Annotated in this window: 18 protein-coding genes; 13 read left to right on the top strand and 5 right to left on the bottom strand. The window is 49.1% G+C overall.

Annotated elements, in window-relative coordinates; translation table 11 throughout:
• The first annotated feature begins 6 nt into the window (after positions 1 to 6).
• The 3 genes from BP71_RS14090 to BP71_RS14080 are packed head-to-tail and all read left to right on the top strand — an operon-like array spanning position 7 to position 4,762.
• Positions 7 to 1,137, top strand: a complete 1,131-nt coding sequence (locus BP71_RS14090; RefSeq protein ID WP_496380201.1) for a DUF4249 domain-containing protein — start codon at positions 7 to 9, stop codon at positions 1,135 to 1,137.
• A 22-nt stretch (positions 1,138 to 1,159) separates the two neighbouring features.
• Positions 1,160 to 2,335, top strand: a complete 1,176-nt coding sequence (locus BP71_RS14085) for a DUF4249 domain-containing protein (RefSeq protein WP_496380199.1) — start codon at positions 1,160 to 1,162, stop codon at positions 2,333 to 2,335.
• A gap of 24 nt (positions 2,336 to 2,359) precedes the next feature.
• The gene (locus BP71_RS14080) at positions 2,360 to 4,762 is read left to right on the top strand and encodes a hypothetical protein (protein WP_496380197.1); all 2,403 of its coding nucleotides are present in this window, start codon (positions 2,360 to 2,362) and stop codon (positions 4,760 to 4,762) included.
• 2 nt (positions 4,763 to 4,764) lie between these two features.
• Here the strand turns inward: BP71_RS14080 and BP71_RS14075 are convergent, their stop codons facing one another.
• Positions 4,765 to 5,226 (bottom strand): Lrp/AsnC family transcriptional regulator, encoded by a 462-nt coding sequence (locus BP71_RS14075; RefSeq protein ID WP_295927356.1) that lies wholly within the window; start codon positions 5,224 to 5,226, stop codon positions 4,765 to 4,767.
• A gap of 171 nt (positions 5,227 to 5,397) precedes the next feature.
• Between BP71_RS14075 and BP71_RS14070 the strand changes: the two genes are divergently transcribed.
• Together BP71_RS14070 and kbl are read left to right on the top strand one after the other, a co-directional pair.
• Positions 5,398 to 6,351: an NAD-dependent epimerase/dehydratase family protein gene (locus tag BP71_RS14070; protein WP_496380194.1), complete on the top strand. Its 954-nt coding sequence runs from the start codon at positions 5,398 to 5,400 to the stop codon at positions 6,349 to 6,351.
• An 85-nt stretch (positions 6,352 to 6,436) separates the two neighbouring features.
• The gene (gene kbl / locus BP71_RS14065; protein WP_496380192.1) at positions 6,437 to 7,624 is read left to right on the top strand and encodes a glycine C-acetyltransferase; all 1,188 of its coding nucleotides are present in this window, start codon (positions 6,437 to 6,439) and stop codon (positions 7,622 to 7,624) included.
• 49 nt (positions 7,625 to 7,673) lie between these two features.
• Here the strand turns inward: kbl and BP71_RS14060 are convergent, their stop codons facing one another.
• Positions 7,674 to 8,474 (bottom strand): transglutaminase-like domain-containing protein, encoded by an 801-nt coding sequence (locus BP71_RS14060; protein ID WP_496380190.1) that lies wholly within the window; start codon positions 8,472 to 8,474, stop codon positions 7,674 to 7,676.
• A 185-nt stretch (positions 8,475 to 8,659) separates the two neighbouring features.
• On the opposite strand from BP71_RS14060, the gene BP71_RS14055 reads away from it, so the two are divergent.
• From BP71_RS14055 to BP71_RS14040, 4 genes are all read left to right on the top strand, one after another.
• On the top strand, positions 8,660 to 9,193 hold the full coding sequence (locus tag BP71_RS14055; protein WP_496380188.1) for a YceI family protein: 534 nt from the start codon (positions 8,660 to 8,662) through the stop codon (positions 9,191 to 9,193).
• A 148-nt stretch (positions 9,194 to 9,341) separates the two neighbouring features.
• Positions 9,342 to 10,694 carry a neutral/alkaline non-lysosomal ceramidase N-terminal domain-containing protein gene (locus tag BP71_RS14050; protein WP_496380186.1) on the top strand — a complete coding sequence of 451 codons (1,353 nt, stop codon included), beginning with the start codon at positions 9,342 to 9,344 and terminating at the stop codon, positions 10,692 to 10,694.
• A gap of 12 nt (positions 10,695 to 10,706) precedes the next feature.
• Positions 10,707 to 11,792 (top strand): Gfo/Idh/MocA family protein, encoded by a 1,086-nt coding sequence (locus BP71_RS14045; protein WP_496380184.1) that lies wholly within the window; start codon positions 10,707 to 10,709, stop codon positions 11,790 to 11,792.
• A 10-nt stretch (positions 11,793 to 11,802) separates the two neighbouring features.
• Positions 11,803 to 12,363: an acyl-CoA thioesterase gene (locus BP71_RS14040; protein WP_496380182.1), complete on the top strand. Its 561-nt coding sequence runs from the start codon at positions 11,803 to 11,805 to the stop codon at positions 12,361 to 12,363.
• 74 nt (positions 12,364 to 12,437) lie between these two features.
• On the opposite strand, the gene BP71_RS14035 is transcribed toward BP71_RS14040, so the two are convergent.
• Positions 12,438 to 13,922, bottom strand: coding sequence for a helicase HerA-like domain-containing protein (locus BP71_RS14035; protein ID WP_496380180.1), 1,485 nt, complete (start codon positions 13,920 to 13,922; stop codon positions 12,438 to 12,440).
• A 289-nt stretch (positions 13,923 to 14,211) separates the two neighbouring features.
• On the opposite strand from BP71_RS14035, the gene BP71_RS14030 reads away from it, so the two are divergent.
• From BP71_RS14030 to BP71_RS14015, 4 genes are all read left to right on the top strand, one after another.
• The gene (locus BP71_RS14030) at positions 14,212 to 15,228 is read left to right on the top strand and encodes an alpha-E domain-containing protein (protein ID WP_496380178.1); all 1,017 of its coding nucleotides are present in this window, start codon (positions 14,212 to 14,214) and stop codon (positions 15,226 to 15,228) included.
• A gap of 48 nt (positions 15,229 to 15,276) precedes the next feature.
• A complete protein-coding gene (locus tag BP71_RS14025) occupies positions 15,277 to 16,017 on the top strand; it encodes a proteasome-type protease (protein ID WP_496380177.1) in 741 nt (246 codons plus the stop codon).
• A gap of 179 nt (positions 16,018 to 16,196) precedes the next feature.
• Positions 16,197 to 17,600, top strand: coding sequence for a phosphoglucosamine mutase (gene glmM / locus BP71_RS14020; protein ID WP_496380175.1), 1,404 nt, complete (start codon positions 16,197 to 16,199; stop codon positions 17,598 to 17,600).
• 77 nt (positions 17,601 to 17,677) lie between these two features.
• Positions 17,678 to 18,826, top strand: a complete 1,149-nt coding sequence (locus BP71_RS14015; RefSeq protein ID WP_496380173.1) for a cysteine desulfurase family protein — start codon at positions 17,678 to 17,680, stop codon at positions 18,824 to 18,826.
• Positions 18,827 to 18,848: 22 nt separating this feature from the next.
• Here BP71_RS14015 and hemH read toward each other — a convergent pair whose 3' ends face one another.
• Complete coding sequence (hemH, locus tag BP71_RS14010) at positions 18,849 to 19,922, bottom strand: ferrochelatase (RefSeq protein ID WP_496380171.1); 1,074 nt, start codon at positions 19,920 to 19,922, stop codon at positions 18,849 to 18,851.
• 78 nt (positions 19,923 to 20,000) lie between these two features.
• Complete coding sequence (locus BP71_RS14005) at positions 20,001 to 20,948, bottom strand: N-acetylornithine carbamoyltransferase (protein ID WP_496380169.1); 948 nt, start codon at positions 20,946 to 20,948, stop codon at positions 20,001 to 20,003.
• Positions 20,949 to 21,005: the final 57 nt, after the last annotated feature.

Here is a 21,005-nt window from a genome sequence, read left to right as displayed (position 1 = left end):
GTGGCAATGAGATACTGGTTTCTGAAACTTGGCTTTTTTGCACTGCTGGTAGTGTTTGACAGCTGCGTCGAGCCTTTTTCTCCACCCGAGGTCAATTCGGACGAGAACTACCTCGTCGTGGATGGTTTCCTGAATGTCGGCGGGAATGATTCGACCCGGATAGGACTGCGCAGGTCACAGAATGTCAACGTCAATACCCCCCCCGCAATCGAAACCGGCGCTCAGTTGACCGTAGAAGAAGAAAGCGGAGAAACCTTTGCACTGTCTGAAAGCGAAGCGGGTATGTATGTACTTCCGCCCCGGCAATTCGGGCGCAATGGAAAATACAGGCTGCGGATCAAAACGAAAAACGGGCAGGAATATCTTTCTGAATATGTAGCAGTAAACATTACCCCTGAAATCGACAGCCTGGCCTACAAGGTTGATCCGGTATTGAACGCGGCGGTTTTCTACGTGAACACGCATGATACGCAAAACAAAACACAGTTTTACCGCTGGAAATTCGAAGAAACCTGGGAGTATGAGTCAGCTTATTACTCTGCATTGGAAGTCAGGAACGACTCGGTGGTTTTGCGGAGGGATAATATCAATAAGTGCTGGGGCAGGGCGAAATCCGGCAGTATTTTACTGGGCAGTACGATCAAACTCAGTAGCGATGTAATCAAGGACCTGCCGCTCAACCGGGTGCCGATTTCCACCAACAAGCTATATATCAAGTACAGTATCCTGGTAAAACAGTATGGGCTGTCGCAGCAGGCATTCGAGTACTGGACAGCTCTCGCGAAGACCACGCAGGGCACGGGAAGCCTTTTTGACGTTTTACCATCCCAGGTGACGGGTAACATTTCGAATGTCGCCAATGCAAGGGACCTGGTATTTGGCTATTTCAGCGCATCGACAGAAGCAACCAAAAGGCTCACCATCACGCCGCGGCTTGGGATGTTTCCGCGCTGCACGGAGCCCGACACGATCCCGCTGCGTTGCTCGGGACGCGACGAGGTGGAATGTGCGCTGAATACGCCGAAACTCCTTCTGACTTACTGGGGTTTTCGTGCAGATTCTGTTTTGGTGGCGCCGCACTCATGCACGGATTGCCGGCTGGAAGGTGGAAATACAGAGCGTCCGTCATTTTGGTAGTGATTTATAAGTAATAGAAATTGTGAAAGAAATAAACTTCATCGAACAGGCAAAGTGCAAGCGTATTTTCCGGAAAGCGAATTCGCCGAGATTTTTGCTGTCCGGGTTATTGATGGGCATTGGATTGACTATCTATAGTTGTATCGATCCGTTTTCCCCACCTGAAGTAAACAATCCTGAAACCTATCTGGTGGTTGATGGCTTCCTCAATGTGAATGGAGATACAAGTAGCATCCGGCTTAGCCGTACCCAGAATACAAACGACGACAAACCAGTGGTTACCGAATCCGGTGCGTCGATAACCGTGGAGGCCGAAAATGGAGAAACTTATCTTTTCCAGGAAACCGGTAATGGACTGTACAAGCTGCCACCGGCAGGGTTTGACCAGGACACAAAATACCGGCTGCATGTCAGGCTGAGGAATGGCGGAGATTACGAGTCGGATTACGTCGTAGTGAGCAAGACGCCGCCGATCGATAGTATTACCCATCGGATAGATGTCAACCGCAATGCGATGCTGGTGTATATCAACACACATGACCCATCCAATGCAACGCGGTTTTATCGGTGGAACTTTGAGGAAACCTATGAGTACCGAATGCCATATTATTCTAGTCTGACGCGAGATATTCCCAATAAGCAGATCATTCCGAGATCGGACAACATCAATGTGTGCTGGCGGACACTGGAATCGAAAGATATCAAGCTGGGCTCCACCATCAAGCTGAGTCAGGACATTATCCGTGATGTGCCGGTTAATATCATCGACATCAATACCAACAAGCTTTACTTTGGCTATACCATCCTGGTTAGGCAATATGGATTGACACGCGAGGCGTTCGAATATTGGACGGACCTGGCCAAGACCACGCAGGGCACGGGAAGCCTTTTTGACCCACAGCCTTCACAGGTAACGGGGAATATCAAAAATAAAGCAAATGCCAAGGAACTGGTTTTCGGGTACTTCAGCGCGGCGCAGGAGCAAAAGAAACGCATTTTTATAAAAGAAGCGCTTGGCGCCTACCCACGATGCCAGGCACCCGATACACTCACTCCGAAAGACGCGCTCGAAGGAAGCGGCGTGTTGCTGAGTTACTACATGGGCGAGCCGAAGAGCGGTTACCTGTCGACGTCGGAATCCTGTGCAGATTGCAGGTCGCAGGGAGGGACAACCACGAAGCCGTCATTTTGGGAATGATCAATTTCATGATTTGAAAATAGAATGAAACTCAGGACTTTTATTTATTGTTGGCTGGCCCTGGCTCTTTCTGGCCGTTCTTACGCCCAGGATGACGCCATGCTGGCATCCATGCAGCAGCGGTTCGGACTGTACACCGAGAGAGCGGTGCAGGAGAAGATGTACGTACATATCGACCGGCCCTTTTACCTTGTTGGCGAATCCATCTGGTTCAAGGCATATAACCTGAATGGATCGACACACCGTTTTCTGGATCTCAGTAAAGTAGGTTATCTGGAAGTGCTGGACAGCGAAAACAACGCCGTATTCCAAACCAAATTTGCCATGCTCGACGGGCGCGGCAACGGTTCCGTTCTGATACCTTCCGCCATTGTAAGCGGCCAGTATAAATTACGGTGCTATACCAACTGGATGAAGAATTTTAGTGCGGACAGCTATTTTGAAACGCCTATCTCAATCGTGAATCCCTTTGTCAGGTTCGAACCTGACAGGGCGTCCAAGGAAGAACTGCATTATGATGTCCAGTTTTTTCCAGAGGGGGGGCATTGGGTAAACGGAATCGAAAGTAAAATAGCGTTCAGGGCTGTTGGGGTGGATGGCAAAGGTATCGGGTTCAAAGGCGTAGTGCTGAACCAGCAGAATGAAACAATCCGTGAGTTCGAACCCGAAGTAAACGGAATCGGATATTTCACATTGAAGCCGGAAGAAAACAATGCATACAAAGCAACCATTACCGACAGTAAGGGGCGTCGTTTCGAATATGAACTCCCGAAGGCGGCATCATATGGTTATGTAATGGAGGTGAAAGATTCAACCGCGACCCTCGTGAAAGTGACAGTTGCTGCCCGTCTCGAAAATGATGGTCCCGCGAATGTGTACATGCTCACGCACACTCGTCAGTCGAATACCATGTTTGGCAAAAAGACATTGAATAACGGCCGGGCGGTTTTTGTGCTGGAAAAAGGCAAACTGGGGGAAGGTATTTCGCATATCACGATTTTCAACGAAAGGCTGAAACCGGTTTGTGAGCGGTTGTATTTCAAACGGCCGGAGAAACAGCTCTCGATTGACGCCCAGGTGGGCAAGACATTCATCACTAGAGAGAAAGTAGCGATGAATCTGTCGGCGAGCGTGGGGCAGGCTGTGCCGGCATGGAGCAATTTGTCGGTTGCCGTTTACCTGGACGACTCAATCCAGTATCAACGCGAACCGGATATTCACAGCTATCTCTGGCTCACCGCCGATTTGAAAGGGAATGTCGAAAATCCCGGATATTATTTCAGGAATACCGGCAAGGACGCCGACCGCCAGCTCGACAACCTGATGCTTACACACGGCTGGCGCCGCCTGAAATGGGACCAGGTTTTCGGAGGACAACCGGTTACGTTCGAGCATTTGCCCGAATATGACGGACATTTCATTACGGGCAGAATCCTGAACAAGGCCGACGGCACGCCCGCAAAGAATATAGATGCTTTCCTGGCATCTCTGGACGTTCCAGCTCGCCTTTACGTGGATTACAGCGACAGTGACGGAAAGCTGATGTTCGAGGTCCGGCAATTTACGGGTCCGAAAGAGATTACCCTTCAAACAAACCTGAGCCAGGATTCGACCTACCGTTTCGAAGTGGCCAGCCCGTTCTCGAAGCAATTTTCGACAGCTCCGATGCCGTCTTTCTTTTTTGATAAAACCCTGGAAAACCAACTGCTGAAGCGCTCCATCAACATGCAGACTGCCAATGCATATCTTCCGAGGCTTTACACTGAAAAGAAAGCTGTACTAACCGACTCTTTGCCGTTTTTCGGGATGCCGGACGAGAAATATTTTCTGGATGATTTTACCCGTTTCCCCACGATGGAGGAGGTTTTAAGGGAGTATGTCAAAGGGATTCTCGTGAGAAGAAGGCAGAAAGAGTTTCATTTGAGAATGATCGATAAAATCCTTCCGAATACCTACTATACGACGGATCCGCTGATGCTTCTGGATGGTATACCGGTCTTCGATGCAGACAAGATCATCGAAATGGATCCATTGAAAGTGAAGAAGATCGAACTATTGAGCTCGCGCTATTTCCTGGGTCCCATGATTTTTACAGGAATCGTCAGTTTCTCTACCTACCGGGGCGATCTGGGTGGTTTTGAACTCGATCCCAAAGTATTTGTCATGCCTTACGAGGGCGTGCAGGCAGAGCGGGAGTTTTATGCTCCGAAGTACGATAGCGGCAACACCGGTAGCCGTATTGCCGATTTTCGAAACCTGATGCACTGGGCGCCTAATGTAACCACCGACAAGAGTGGAAAAGCACTGGTCGAGTTTTACACTTCCGACCAGGCAGGCCATTACCAGGTGGTGATCCAGGGCATTACCCCCGATGGCACTGCGGGCAGCAGAATCGTTTCTTTCGATGTGAACAGGCCAAACTTCTGATACTAAATGTAAAACTCGGAAGTATGCTTGATTTCTTTCAATACGAAAGTACTGTTGAGGACGCCGATGTTGTCGATTTTAGATAGCTTGTATTTTACGAAGTCATGGTATTCATCGAGGCTCGACACATTGATTTTTAGTAGAAAATCAACCTGGCCCGCCATGTGATAGCATTCCTGCACCTCATGCAGGTTCTGTATTTCCTGCTCAAACTTCTCGATGAACGCCTCATTATGGTACCGCATGGACACCTGGCAGATGGTCGTGACCTGCCTGTTGATCAGTTTTTTATCCAGAATAGCGACATACTGCTTGATATATCCCAGACTTTCCAGTCGCCTGATCCTTTCATACACAGGAGACACCGTGAGATTCAGCATGGTGGCGATTTCCTTCGTCGTTTTTTTTGCATCTTTTTGCAGGATGCGGAGGATTTTGGTATCGATTTTGTCCAATTGTTCCATAAGGCAATAATATTTACTGGTGCGATGGGTCATTAAGATCTCAAAAAGTAAAATTTGCTTCAAAAATCAAATAGTGTGGTAATGTTTCCTGCAAAAAAGCCTGTTTATTGAAAATAGTTTTCATAAATAAGAAATTGCAAGTGATTTATGCTTTACCCAAAAGTTGTTTTTATGAAAACGGACTGCGTTTTAGTAATAGGAGCAAACGGACAGATCGGATCTGTTCTGGTGGAATATCTGAGAGGGATTTATGGGCTCGGAAAAGTAGTCGCTACGGACATCCGTATGCCTGAATTCCCGACGGGGATTTTTGAACAACTGGACGCTACCAATGCCGGCGCAATGGCGGCGATCGTCCGTAAATACGGAATTACGCAGATTTATCACCTGGCCGCGATTCTCTCGGCAAAGGGCGAACAGGAACCGCTACGTACTTGGCACATCAATATGCAGACTTACTTCAACGTGCTGGAAGTGGCGAAGGAGAACGGAGTAAACAAGGTTTTTTATCCAAGCTCTATTGCCGTGTTTGGCGACCGCGTCGATACACTGGCCGAGCAATGGTCATATCTGGATCCTTCCACGGTGTACGGTATCAGCAAGGCGGCCGGGGAAAACTGGTCGAACTATTATTTTAAGAGATATGGCTTGGATATCCGTTCGCTGCGTTATCCGGGGATTATCGGATACCAGTCTATGCCCGGAGGAGGTACCACAGACTATGCCGTTGATATCTATCACAAGGCAGTTAAAGGAGAGGCATTTGAATGTTTTCTGAAACCGGAAACGACGCTGCCGATGATCTACATCAGCGACGCTATGGATGCCACCGTGCGGCTGATGGAAGCTCCCGCGGAGAGAATCACGGTCCGGACGTCCTACAATCTGGGCGGAATGAGTTTTTCTCCGGCAGAAATTGCGGCCAGCATTCGTAAGTTCATTCCGTTGTTTGAGATTTCGTACCAACCGGATTTCCGGCAGGCAATAGCGGACTCATGGCCGAGCGAGATTGACGACAGTCAAGCCAGAAAAGACTGGTCCTGGCGCCCCACATACACGCTCGATAAAATGACGGAGGAAATGGTGGCTGAGCTGCGGAAGAAGTATCATCTTGTTAAGAATTAAAAGCCGAAAGTTTATCAGTTTAAAGTAAACCTCTAAACTCATGAGTCCATCAACATTCAGTCATTCACTTATTTAACACTAAAATATGTACGGCACCATTCAGCAAGAACTGCAAGGCGAACTGGAAGCGATCCGGTCGGCAGGCCTGTATAAAAAAGAGCGCGTGATTACGACACCCCAGTCGGCACACATTGCTACCACCGACGGTGTGGATGCGCTCAATTTCTGTGCGAATAATTACCTGGGGCTGTCTTCGCATCCCGACGTGATCCAGGCCGGGATCGAGGCTATCCACAGCCACGGGTTCGGAATGTCGTCCGTACGGTTCATATGCGGCACCCAGGACATTCACAAGGAGCTGGAACGGAAAACGGCGGAATTTCTCGGAACGGAGGACTGCATTCTGTACGCGGCTGCGTTCGATGCGAACGGAGGCGTCTTTGAGCCGCTGCTCAACGAGCAGGATGCCATTATTTCCGATGAATTGAATCACGCTTCGCTGATCGACGGAATCCGGCTTTGCAAAGCAAAACGTTTCCGTTATAAACATAACGACCTCACCGACCTTCGCAAGCAACTTCAAGACGCCAAAGGAAGCCGACGTATTCTGGTCGTGACCGACGGCGTGTTTTCCATGGATGGCACCATAGCCCGTCTCGACGAAATTTGCGACCTCGCCGAGGAGTTTAAGGCGATGGTGATGATCGACGAATGCCATGCTACCGGCTTCATGGGTAAAACAGGCCGTGGTACCCACGAATTCAGAAATGTAATGGGGCGTATCGATATTATTACTGGCACGTACGGTAAGGCATTAGGTGGTGCTTCAGGCGGTTTTACAGCTGCAAAAAAGGAGATCGTTGAAATCCTCCGCCAGCGTTCGCGACCATACCTTTTTTCGAATACCCTTGCGCCGTCCATTGTCGGTGCATCCATCAAGGTGCTGGATCTGCTTTCCTCGTCGACCGCATTACGCGACAAGCTGGAAACGAATACGCAGTATTTCCGGCATGCAATGACCGAAGCAGGATTTGACATACTTCCTGGTGAGCATCCCATTGTGCCGATTATGCTCTACGATGCGAAGCTCGCACAGGAGTTTGCTGCGAGATTACTCGACGAAGGTATTTACGTGATCGGGTTTTTCTATCCGGTAGTGCCCCAGGGTAAAGCGCGTATCCGGGTTCAGATCTCCGCTGGTCATGAGCAGGAGCATCTGGAAAAGGCCGTAGCCGCTTTTACCAAGGTTGGAAAAGAGCTGGGCGTTATTTAGGTATTGAGCCGTTGCAGGTTGTCGCCGGCAACGGCTCAATACCTATTCTTTACCCTTCCGCTTCCAGCAACTCCACTTCCACATGCAACGACTGCAGCGTCGCATTACCGTATTGGGTAACCATCGCCACATCTGCGGCGTCGCGGCCATGGGCTATTTCGATGCGATAGCCTTCCGTTTTTTCCTGCACCGCATCGAATGTATACCATTCGCCGCCAATAAAGACTTCGAACCAGGCATGCAGGTCCATATCCTTTAATTTATCGAGATAACCCACCGTCATCCGGGTTGGAATGCAGAGATTCCGGCATAATGCAATCGCGAGATGCGTGAAGTCGCGGCACACTCCGGTACGGCTGCGAGCAGTATCAAAAGCAGTGGTGCTGGCGTCGGTAACACCATACTGGTAGCGGACATTGTGGTGAATCCACGCGCGTATTGCTTCTACCTGGGCATACCCGGGCGTGAGATTTCCCGCGATTTCCATTGCCAACATGTTGATCTCATGAAGGTCCGACTGGCAGTAGCGGCTGGGGAGTATGTAATGCATCACCTCATCGGGAAGGTCACCTACAAGCATATACGCGGGAGGAGGTACGGGAATGGGTTTGGTGGGATTCACCTGTGCCACCACTTCGGTGGAAATAGTAACCCTGCCGACCGGCAGAATGGTACGCTGGCATGGATTTCCATACAAATCCGTATATTCTGAAAATGGCACTGAAGGTTCGATGGTGAAACCTTCCTGAATAATGGCCTGGCCTTCCTGCCGGCGGGGGCGTAACATGGTCGTTACGGTAGTGGGCGCATACACGTCATACGTGAATATGCTTCTTCCCTTCATTTTCATCGATAAGTCGAATTAGTATTTAGAGTAAAAGTAATGATGCTTAGTTACTTAAAAATTACGTGCCATTTATTTTATCGTGAAGCCGGTGAAAGACCAGAATTAAAACGCTTGAATACACGTTTACAGGACAGAAATATTAATTTAGGCCAAGCAATAGTAGTTAGTGAATTTTAAATAATACATCTATGGCAGTTACAAAATGGATCGTAGACCCGGCGCATTCAGAAGTGCAGTTTAAAATCAAACATCTGGTTATCTCGTCGATTACAGGCTCCTTCAATAATTTTGAAGGTGGGGCTACTTCGGATTTGAATAATTTCGAAAACGCAGAAATCCACTTTTCGCTGGATGTGAAAAGTATCGATACCAATGTGGAAATGCGTGATGCGCACCTTCGTTCCGCGGATTTTTTTGATGCTGAGCAATTCCCGCATATCACTTTTCAGTCCAACTACTTTCATAAGGTGAAAGGCGATAATTATAAGCTCTCAGGCCTGTTGACGCTGAAAGGCATTACCAAACCTATCGAGCTGGATGCTGAATATGGCGGGGCGGAAAAAGATGCCGACGGAAATGTGCGCATTGGTTTCGAAGTGGAAGGCAGGCTGAGCCGCCAGGAGTTCGGACTGAACTATATGCAGCTGACCGATTCCGGCGGCCTGGTGATCGGAGAAGATGTGAAACTGATCGCGAATATCCAGCTCGTGAAGCAACCCTGATCTTCTTCGTCCTATTTTCGCAACCAACAATAACCTCTATGGAATACCCGGCATAAACCGAAACCAGGTTTGCCGGGTATTTTTGATATCAATAGAAAACAGAACCTGCTGTCTTTTCCAACAAACCTAACCTTTCCACCTGCATTAGATGAAATTGCTGCGCATTTTATTAAAAGTGATCGGGATATTCCTGCTGTTGGTGATAGCTGCTATTGCCACGATGATCACTACCATGGATCATACTCCCTACAAGGAGATGTCTTATTACAAGGAGTGGAAAAAGCTCATAGGCCAAGTAAGGGCAGACACCTCGGGTGGTTCTGCCGGATTGCAGGCGGGTTGGGCGCGAGTCAATATCACCCCTGCTTCACCAACGCCGACGGCCGGTTACGGCAACCGTCGTGGGAAACTGTACACGGCCGTCCACGACTCGGTGTATGTGCGTGCCATGGTAATCGGCAATGGGCACACCCGGGCTGCTATCGTTGCGGCTGATTTGCTCATTATCCCACCGACGGTGATCAAAGCACTACGCGAACGGCTGACACCCGGCGATATTCCTTTCGAAAACATCTATTTCGGCGCAACGCACAGCCATAATAGTGTGGGCGGCTGGGGGACCGGTATTTCGTCGCTGTTCTTTTCGGGGAAATACGACCCGGCAGTTGTGGATCGCCTTGCCGATGCATTCCACCAGGCCATTACCGAGGCGCAGAAAAAAGTCCAGCCTGTTCAACTTACTTATATGGAATCGCTGGATTCGGTCGATATCCGGAACCGTCTCGTGGGTGAGGAGGGCGGGATAGACCCGGAGATCCGTTCGGCCGTTTTGGTAACGAAGGATGGACAAAAAGCCATTCTCAGCTCCTTCGCAGCGCATTCCACGGTTCTTAATTCCAAAAACATTGTTTTGTCGAGGGATTATCCGGGGGCTCTTGTAGACTCGCTGGAGAAAGGCCGATATGACTTTGCCATGTACATCGCCGGAGCCGTGGGTAGTATGGGTCCCATCGAGCAAGGTACGGACGATTTCGATGAGGTTAAAAACCAGGCGTTTGGGGTGCAAAATGCATTGCTTTCGCCCAATACGGTGAAGGAAGAATCGAAAGGGGCTATTGTGGAGGCGCTTACACTGCCACTGCCATTGCGTGAGCCGTCGCCCAGGCTCACGATGAATATCGTTTTGCGTTCATGGGCATTTAAAAAGGCCTTTGGAGAATACCCGGTTTTTGTGAAAGCATTGCGCATTGGAAATATTCTGATGGTCGGAATGCCGTGTGATTTTTCGGGCGAGCTGGTGGCAGGACTGGATACCTATGCCAAAACAAAAGGGCTCAACCTGATGGTAACCAGCTTCAATGGGGGCTACATCGGCTACATTACTCACGACAAATATTTTGACCGTGACCTCTACGAAACGAAGACCATGAATTGGTACGGGCCCTACAACGGTGCCTATCTGCAGGAAGTCATCAAAGACATAATTGATAAATTATCCTAAACCGTAACTACTATGAGAACATTTGTATTGTTGTGCTTTGCATTGATGAGTGTACAGGCATTTGCCCAGAAACCCGTCCGGGTTGCCGTTGCAGGCCTGAGCCATGGGCACGTCGGCTGGATTTTTAACCGGAAAGAAAAAAAGGATATCGAACTGGTAGGTATTTACGAGACAAATCCTGACCTGATCAGGCAGTTTACCGAACGGTACAAACTTGATCCCAAACTATTTTATTCAGATCTCAATAAAATGCTTGATGCAGTGAAACCGGAAGCGGTTTCAGCATTCGGAGCGATTAATGAGCACGTCGTGATCGTCCGGGCATGCGCACCCAGGAAGATCCATGTGATGGTGGAAAAGCCGCTGGCTACTACATTTGCCGACGCAAAGGAAATCCAGAAACTCGCTACGCAAAATGGTGTCCAGGTACTCACCAACTATGAGACGTCTTGGTATGCCAGCAACCAGCATGTCAACAAACTGGTAGAGGAAGGTAAACTGGGCGACATCCGCAAAGTAATGGTGAACGACGGCCATCAGGGACCTAAGGAAATCGGCGTGAGTAAGGAGTTTTTCGCCATTCTCACCGACCCGGTCAAGAACGGCGCCGGTGCGCTGGTCGATTTCGGATGTTACGGGGCCAACCTCATGACCTGGCTGATGAAAGGCGAGCGTCCCATTTCCATTACCGCGGTGACGCACCAAAACAAGCCGGATATTTACAAGAACGTGGACGACGAAGCATCCATCGTCCTGCAATACCCCAAGGCGCAATGCATTATCCAGGGTTCATGGAACTGGTCGTTTGCGCGAAAGGACATGGAGGTTTATGGCAATAAAGGATATGCAATCGCGGTAAACCCAACGTTGGTGCGTCAGCGTCTGCAGGAGAAAGCACCGGAAGAAACCATCAAGCTGGATCCTCGTCCGGCTCCTTATACCGATCCGTTTTCGGTGCTGGCCGATGTGGTACAGGGACGTCTTAAACTCGATCAGAATGATTTGTACGGGTTACCTGTGAATGTGACGGTCGTAGAGATACTGGAAACAGCGAAGGAATCCGCCAAATCAGGCAAAACCATTTTTTTGAAAAAATAACAACGCGTATATGGAGCCCAGGTCCGTCAGTTTTTCACAGACTACCCTCACCGAATTAATGATCCCCGCATATGCCAATTTCGGTGGGAAAATACACGGGGGAATCCTGCTCTCGCTCATAGATAAGGTCGCATATGCGTGTGCGTCCCGTCATGCGGGCACCTATTGCGTGACGGTTTCGGTGGATGCGGTCGACTTTCTGGCACCGGTAGAGGTAGGTGACCTGGTGTCGCTTCACGCTTCGGTGAATTATGTCGGCCGGACTTCCCTGGTGGTAGGGATCCGGGTGGTCGCTGAAAATGTCCGGAATCGTACTGTGAGGCACACCAATACTTCGTATGTAACGATGGTGGCAAAGGGCGATGACGATAAGCCGACCGTCGTTCCCGAACTGGTGCTTGAAAGTGAAGAGGACTCCAGGAGGTTTCTGGAGGCGATCAAGCGCAGGGAGCTGAAAGACAAATACCGGGATGCTTTCGACAATGCCAAAACGAGGCTGGACGTGACCGAGAACCTGCATAAGCTGGAAGACCAGCGTTGCGTGATCGGGTACGAAATCAATCCGCTTTGACCTGATGAACCGGAATGTAAAGAGCCTTATGCATCCGAAATGCATAAGGCTCTTTACATATGAGAAATGGGCTCTTAGAAACCAAACAGTCCGCCTCCGCTTTTGCGGGTACGGGTGGTTTTGCCAAACAGCATGCCGAAAACGCCCCTCACCACTTCACGTCCGATTTGCTTGGCGAGTGGTGATGACAATGCTTCGGTGATCATGCTCTTTTCTTCCTTTTCCTTTTTCGCCTGTACCACCTCTTCTTTGGCTTCTTCTTCCGCACGTGCATTGGCTTCCATACGCTTGGTCAGGATCTCGTAGGCACTTTCAGGATCGACGGGATCTTTGTATTTCGCATACAAATCTGACTGCTGTACGTGCCTGTCGTAATCTGCCTGCACCATGGGCCCCATAATGGATGCCGGTGGCATCAGGTGCGTCGCCGCGACTTCGGTCGGAATACCTTTTTCATTCAGCACGGTAATCAACGCCTGGCCGATACCGAGCGTGGTTAATACCTGGTCAATGGAATAATAGTCGGATTTCGGATAAGTCTTCACAGTCGCTTTCAAAGCGTCGGCATCCTGCGGCGTGAAAGCGCGCAATACGTGCTGCACGCGGTTACCCAACTGGCCCAGCACCGACACCGGCACGTCCTGCGCCATTTGCGTACAGAAGAAGATACCAACACCTTTGGAACGGATCAGGCGCACCACCTGCTCGATCTGATCCATAAAGGCTCTTGGTGCATCTTTGAAAAGCAAATGTGCTTCGTCAAGGAAAAACACCAGTTTGGGCTTGTCAAGATCGCCGACTTCGGGTAGCTTATGGTATAGTTCGGCGAGCAGGCTCAGCATGAATGTCGAGAACAATGCAGGTTTATCCTGTACATCGGAAACATTTAAAAGGCTTATTACGCCCTGACCGTCTACCTTGCTGATCAGGTCGTCGATATCAAATGACTTTTCACCAAAAATACTGCCGACTCCCTGTTGCTCCAATGCGACGATTTTGCGGAGAATAGTACCGGCTGTCGAGGCTGAAATAGTACCGTAGTCACCTTTGATCTCGGCGGCACCAGGGCCTTCGGCGAGGTAGTTCAGCACCTTTTTCAGGTCATTCAAATCTACCATGGGCAGATCCTTATCGTCGGCATATTTAAAAAGAATGGCGAGTACCCCGGCCTGTGTTTCGTTCAGTTCAAAGATTTTGGATAATAGGATCGGGCCGAATTCCAGCACGGTGGCCCGCATCTGAGAGCCTTTTTGTCCGCTTAAAGAATACAATTCAACCGGGAAACCTTTGGGTTCGAAAACTGTCCCGAGTGCCTGGGCGCGTTCTTCCAGGGCTGCATTGGTTTTACCCGGCTGCGCGATTCCGGAAAGGTCGCCCTTGATATCCGACATGAATACCGGCACGCCTGCCGCGGAAAGCTGTTCCGCCAATACCTGTAAAGTGCGCGTCTTTCCCGATCCCGTGGCCCCGGCTACCAGGCCATGACGGTTCATCATACGCAAGGGAAGGTTAACACGCGCCTCGCCGATGACTTCTCCGTCCAGTATGGCGGACCCCAAATGAATTACAGGTTTGTCAGTTTGATAGGATTTCTGAATTGCTGCAATAAATTGTTCTTTCTTTGACACAGAAAATACCGGTTATAGTTTACAATGTGATAAGTTACAAAATTTAAACGTTTCGGGAAGATTCCAAGCCCGGTTGCGGATTTTTCACGGAATAACACTCTTTGAGGAAATAATATTACTTTTTGTATATCCTTGTATTTGCAAAATTTTATTAGGTATTTTGGTATGATCGCCTAATGATTATTCTGATTTAATATTTTACAGACATTACTTTTTGTTTATGCTGAGCCGAGTTGCGAATTCAATTTACTGGATGAATCGTTATATGGAGCGGGTCGAGAACTATGCCCGTTTCGTAGGAGTTAATTTTAACCTGGCTCTGGACCTTCCCCCTGATGTGGATGAACAATGGGAGCCTCTTCTGATCGCAACGGCTGACCACTTTCTGTTCTATAAATACTATGAGAAGCCCACGAAGGAAGATGTCATTCATTTCATGACATTTGACAAACGCAACCCGAATTCGATCATCAGCTGCCTTTACGAAGCGCGGGAGAATGCGCGTACGATCCGGGAGACGATTTCGAAGGAGATGTGGGAGAGTATCAATACGTTCTACCTCGCCATTAAAGGGACGTCGCCCGACGATTTCCGGAATATGGACCACATGCAGGCATACTTTACCGACATCCGCAAGAATTGCCAGCTTTTTCACGGTGTAGTGGATGCTTCCATTACCCGAAACGAGGCCTGGCATTTCGGAAGGCTGGGCCGGCATATCGAGCGGGCCGACAAATGTTCTCGTTTTCTGGACGTAAAATATTTCACATTGATGCAGGATGCGGGCACTTCCGGCTCTACCCTTGACCTGATGCTCTGGACTGCGGTGTTAAAATCGGTAAGCGCCTATAATATGTACCGGCAAACCCATCGGGCGCTGACACCGATGAATATTGTGGCGTTTCTGATCCTGGATAAACTCTTTCCCCGGTCGATCGCTTATTGTGTGCGGCAGGCCGAACTTTCCTTGTACGCCATAGCGGGATCCATCCCCGAACGCGGTTATAACAACCCGGCCGAACGGGCATTGAGCAAAATCCGCAGTGAGCTGGAATTCACTGATGTAGAGGATGTTTTCAAAATGGGGCTGCACGAGTATCTGGACAAGTTCCAGATCAAAAACAACGAAGTGGATAACAAAATTTTTGATATGTATTTTGGTCTGGAAACCGGTCAGTCACAAAGCCAGTCGATGGGGCAGACGTCGGGCCATTTCAAAAGCCAGTGGATGAACTGATCAAAACTTTCCTATCTTAGCGACTCTATCACCATTGAGCCGCAAGACATGACATATTGCCTGGGTATCAAAGTAGCATCCGGCCTGGTAGCTATTGCCGATACACGACTTACTTCCGGAACCGAGGTTTCAACCAATAAAAAAGTATCTGTTTACCAGTCTGAAAAGCATTCGATCTTTGTCATGACCTCTGGTTTGCGGTCGGTGCGGGACAAGGCCATTACCTATTTCAAAGAAGTCCTGGAAGAACGGGACACTTCATTCGACAAGCTTTATAAGGCTGTAAATGCATTGGGGCAGCAGGTCCGGCGGGTCGCAGAGGAAGACAGGCATGCGCTAAGCAATGCAGGGCTTGTGTTTAATCTGTTCGCGATCATCGGGGGGCAGCTTGAAAATGATTCGGAGCACAAACTTTTTTTATTGTACCCGGAAGGTAACTGGGTGGAAGTAGGCGATGGGTCTCCGTTCATCATCATCGGCAATTCGGGTTACGGAAAGCCATTGCTCTATCGCAGTCTCAAATTTGATTCATCGATGCAGGACGCCCTCAAAATAGGTTTTCTTTCGTTCGACTCTACCCGGGTAAGCTCCAATGACGTGGACTACCCGATCGATGTCGTGATGTATGAAAAAGATTCATTCCAGCTATTAGAGCATCGTTTTGAGAAGGATGATCTGGACTATGTGGGCAAGCAATGGAGCGCGCTGTTGAGCAATTCGGTTCAGAAACTGTCGCTCGAATGGATGGATCCGGTGCTCAGTAAAATGAGTGAAGTTTCGAAAGTTTAAGCAATTTCTATTCTCGAAGAACATTTTGCGGGGATTTTCCGGCAAATCACTGAGAGGACGAAAATAATAAAGATATAAGTCCAGAAACTCAATAGTTGTTTTTTGTTTGTAGAAAAATCTAATTGTGGAGAGGGAATTTTAGTATTTTTGCAACCAAACATAAAGAGGAATTCTAGATCGTGACGTTAATTAAATCTATCTCAGGAATCAGGGGAATCGTGGGTGGAAAATCGGGTGAGGCGCTGACTCCGATTGATGTTGTTAAGTTTGCCGCGGCATACGGAACATGGTTGAGGCGTAGTAATCCACAGAATTTGAAGGTGATAATCGGCCGAGACGCCAGACTTTCAGGTGAAATGGTGAGTCGTCTTGTCGCCGGTACTTTGCAGGGAGTGGGACTTAATGTGCTCGACCTTGGCCTTTCTACTACCCCGACGGTTGAGATAGCTGTTAAGGCAGAGGATGCATCGGGTGGAATTATCCTCACTGCGAGCCATAACCCTATCCAATGGAATGCGCTCAAACTGCTGAACCATGAAGGGGAGTTTATCTCCGAATCAGAGGGTGAAGAGGTTTTGAGAATTGCTGATCAGGAGGATTTCATTTTTACCGACGTCAAGAAACTCGGTAGTTACACATCTGACGATACCTACCTGCAAAAACACATTGATCACGTGCTTTCGCTTTCGCTTGTAGATGTGGAAGCCATCAAAAATGCCAATTTTCGGATCGTTGTCGACGCTGTGAACTCTACCGGAGGCATCGTGGTGCCTATGTTGCTGGAAGCGTTAGGCGTCGCTACCAAGAATATCAAAAAGCTGAACTGCGAACCAACCGGTAATTTCGCGCATAATCCGGAACCATTGCCAGAGCATTTGCGGGAGATCAGCAAGGAACTGAACGATGGATCCTTTAACCTGGGGATCGTGGTGGATCCGGATGTCGACCGGCTTGCATTGATGTGCGAAGACGGTACGCCGTTTGGTGAGGAATATACACTGGTGGCAGTAGCCGACTATGTGCTGAAAAATACACCTGGAAATACCGTCTCCAATCTGTCGTCCACGGCCGCCCTGCGCGATGTAACCGTGAAGGCAGGTGGTAAATACTTTGCGTCAGCGGTAGGAGAGGTGAATGTCGTGAATATGATGAAGGCCAACGATGCGATCATCGGCGGTGAAGGCAACGGAGGAGTGATATACCCTGAAAGCCACTACGGTCGTGACGCGCTGGTGGGGATCGCATTGTTCCTGACGCACCTCGCAAAGTTCGGGAAGACTGCTTCGGTCCTTCGGAGATCGTATCCGAATTATTATATCTCGAAAAACAAGATCGAGCTGACGCCGGACATCAATGTGGATAACATCCTGGACCGCATTCAGACACGCTATTCCAAGCAGCCCCTGAATACGATCGATGGTGTAAGAATCGAATTTGACAGGGAATGGGTACATTTGAGAAAATCCAATACCGAGCCGATTATCCGCATTTACTCCGAATCGGAAACGCAAACAACGGCAACAAGTCTGGCCAACAAGATCATCTCGGACATCAAGGAAATTATCTCGGAACCGAAGAAGTAATAAAGCTGTTGCATAAGTCATTGGGTCACTCGTTGTCGGAATTGGACAATGAGTGATCTTTCTAATTTTATATCCCTATGAAAGTCTATCTGGACAATGCGGCAACGACGCAACTGGACCCTGAGGTACTGGAAGCCATGCTGCCGCTGATGACCGAGCAATTCGGCAATCCTTCTTCCATTCACTCCTACGGTCGTGCCGTCCGCTCTTCTATCGAGCGAGCCAGAAAAAGTATTGCCGGCATATTGAATGCAGCGCCCGCCGAGATTTTTTTCACATCCGGTGGCACTGAGGCGGATAATACTGCCATCCGTTCCAGCATCGAGACCTACGACCTGAAACACGCCATTACTTCCCGCATCGAGCATCACGCCGTGTTGCACACACTTGAACACCTTAGGAAACTCGGACAGATCGAGCTGAGTTTTGTGAAGCTCAATGAAAGGGGCGAGGTAGATCTGGAACACCTGGAATCGTTGCTGGCGTCGAAACCACGTTCGCTGGTATCGCTCATGCATGGTAACAACGAGATCGGTAATTTGCTCGATCTGGAAGCCGTAGGTGACCTTTGTGAAAAATACGGCGCTATTTTCCACAGCGATACCGTGCAGACGATGGGGCATTACCGCCACGACCTGCAAAAGATGAAAACGAATTTCATTGTGGGGGCTGCGCATAAGTTTAACGGTCCGAAAGGAGTTGGATTTTTGTATGTCCGTCCGGGCATTAAAATTAACCCATTCGTACACGGCGGGGCGCAGGAACGTAACATGCGCGGGGGAACCGAGAATATCTACGGTATCGTAGGGCTGGCGAAAGCTTTGGAAATTGCCTACCGCGATATGGACGCTCATCAACAACATATCGAGGGACTGAAAGGCCGCATGGTCGGGAAACTTCGTGAGGGAATAGAAGGGGTAACCTTCAACGGCAATTCCGCGGAGATCGGCAAAAGCCTTTACACGGTTTTGAGTGTAAGCCTGCCGCCTTCGGATATCAGCGACATGTTGCTGTTCAATCTGGATATCGCGGGAATCGCCGTTTCAGGCGGTAGTGCATGTTCAAGCGGGACAGACATCGGCTCTCACGTATTGAATGAGCTCAGAATCGATGAAAACAGGGCCAACGTCCGTTTTTCATTCGGCAAATACAATACTGAAGCCGAGATCGATTACGCGGCAGAGACGTTGATCGGTTTGTACAAGAAAGAGAGCATTACCTTATAAAAGCCAAAACCCGGCTCCTGAATCAGGTGGCCGGGTTTTTAATCATATCTTCAAGGGCTTCCACCCAGATGTCACTGTCGTTGAGACTTTCGACCAGCTGCCAATGCTGGCCGCCTTCTTTCTCAAATAACTCTTTATATTCTTCACCGACTTCGATCGTCGTTTCAAGGCAATCTGCCACGAACGCGGGCGAAAAAGCCAATGCACTCCTGACGCCTTTTTTGGTCAGTCCGGGTATTACTTCGTCGGTGTAAGGCTTGATCCAGGGATTTTTACCCAGCCTTGACTGGAAGCAGGTGGTATATTTTCCTTCGGGTATTCCCAGGCCTTTCACCAGTAAGCGAGTTGTTTCAAAGCACTGTGCGCGGTAGCAATGCTGGTTGCGATGATCGAGCTGGTCACAGCAGCTGCCGAACTGACAAAAGCTGCCGGTTACATCGCCCTTGGTGATTTGTCGCTCGGGCAGGCCGTGATAGCTGAATACGAAATGATCGTAGTCGTGCCGTGCCATGTATTTTTTACCAAGATCAACAAACCCCTGAATGAATTTCGGGTGTTCGAGAAAGCGGTTCACAAAACGGATTTGCGGTAATACTTCCCAATCCTTGATCACCCGCATTACTTCCTTATACACAGAGCCCGTCGATGCGGAAGCATATTGCGGGAAGAAGGGCACGACGATGATATCAGTCAGGCATTCCTTGCGTAATGCATTCAGGCCATTTTCAATGCTCGGGCTCTGGTACCGCATAGCCAATTCCACGACATAATCAGCGCCCAGCACTTTCTGTAACTTATCTTTTACAGAGTAGCCATATATTTTGAGCGGTGAGCCATCCGGGCGCCAAAGTTGTTTGTACACTTTTGCAGACTTGGGAGCACGAAACGGCGCAATGATCAGATTGATCAGGAACCAGCGGTTAAGATAGGGGATATCGATCACCCTTTCGTCCATCAGGAACTGGCGGAGATATTTGCGCACGTCGGGTACTGAAGGACTGTCCGGGGTACCGAGGTTAACGATCAGAACGCCGGTTTTACGGATGGAATCCAGGGTTGTTGAATCAGAGGGTTGAGCCAATGTGGTTGTACTCATTTCATTCATAGTTTCATGATGGAAAGCAGCCGCGATACGGCTCCTTTCTCCGGTATTTTAGTCTTGCAAAAATAGCAATTACATTCCTAACAAGACCTCTTTCAATGCAGCCTGCGCGGACCACTCGCGATTGGCGGCCTGTTCTATCACCAGGGAACGCGGACCGTCGAGTACTTCGTCGGCCACCTTCATATTCCGGCGAACCGGAAGGCAATGCATGAATTTGCCATTGTCGGTCAATGCCATTTTAGCCTCGGTAATCATCCATGAAGGATCGGTGTTCAGTACCTGGCCATATTGATTGTACGACGACCAGTTTTTACCATATACAAAATCCGCACCTTCCAGTGCTTTGTCCTGGTCGTAAATGATCTGTCCTTTACCAACAAATTCAGGGGAGAGATCGTAACCTTCGGGGTGGGTGATCACGAGTTCCACGTCCATCGGGTTCATCCATTCACAGAACGAATTCGCTACGGCCTGAGGCAATGCCTTGAAATGCGGCAGCCAGGTCAAAACTACTTTCGGCCGTTTTTTTAGTTTGAACTCTTCAATTGTAATGCAGTCAGCGAGGGACTGAAGCGGATGCCGGGTAGCAGATTCCAGGTTCACAATGGGAACCTGTGCATATTTTTTGAACTGCTGGAAAACAAGTTCCGAATAGTCTTTCTCACGGTCTTTCAGTCCTGCAAACGAGCGGATTCCGATGATGTCACAATAGCTTCCGATCACCGCCGCCGCTTCTTTCACGTGTTCCGCTTTGTCGCCATTCATGACCACACCTTCCTCCATTTCCAATCCCCATCCATCCTGGCCTACATTCATCGTAATCACATTCAAGCCGAGATTCTGGGCCGCTTTCTGCGTGCTGATCCGGGTCCTTAAACTGGAATTGAAAAACAGGAGGCCTATCGTTTTGTTTTTCCCGAGCTCACGGTCCGCAAACGGATCTTTTTTGGCTGCGATGCCATTGGTAATGAGTTGGGGGAGGTCGGAGACGTCTTCAATGGAAAGAAAGTGTTTCATTCAATTAGGTTATTTCGGAGATAGGTGTTCCTTCTCTCAACTATGGCAGGGATGGTA

It is taken from the genome of Dyadobacter ginsengisoli DSM 21015, from assembly GCF_059568735.1.
Note: the sequence above shows the minus strand (reverse complement) of the source record. Positions and strands in the feature narration are given on the sequence as shown.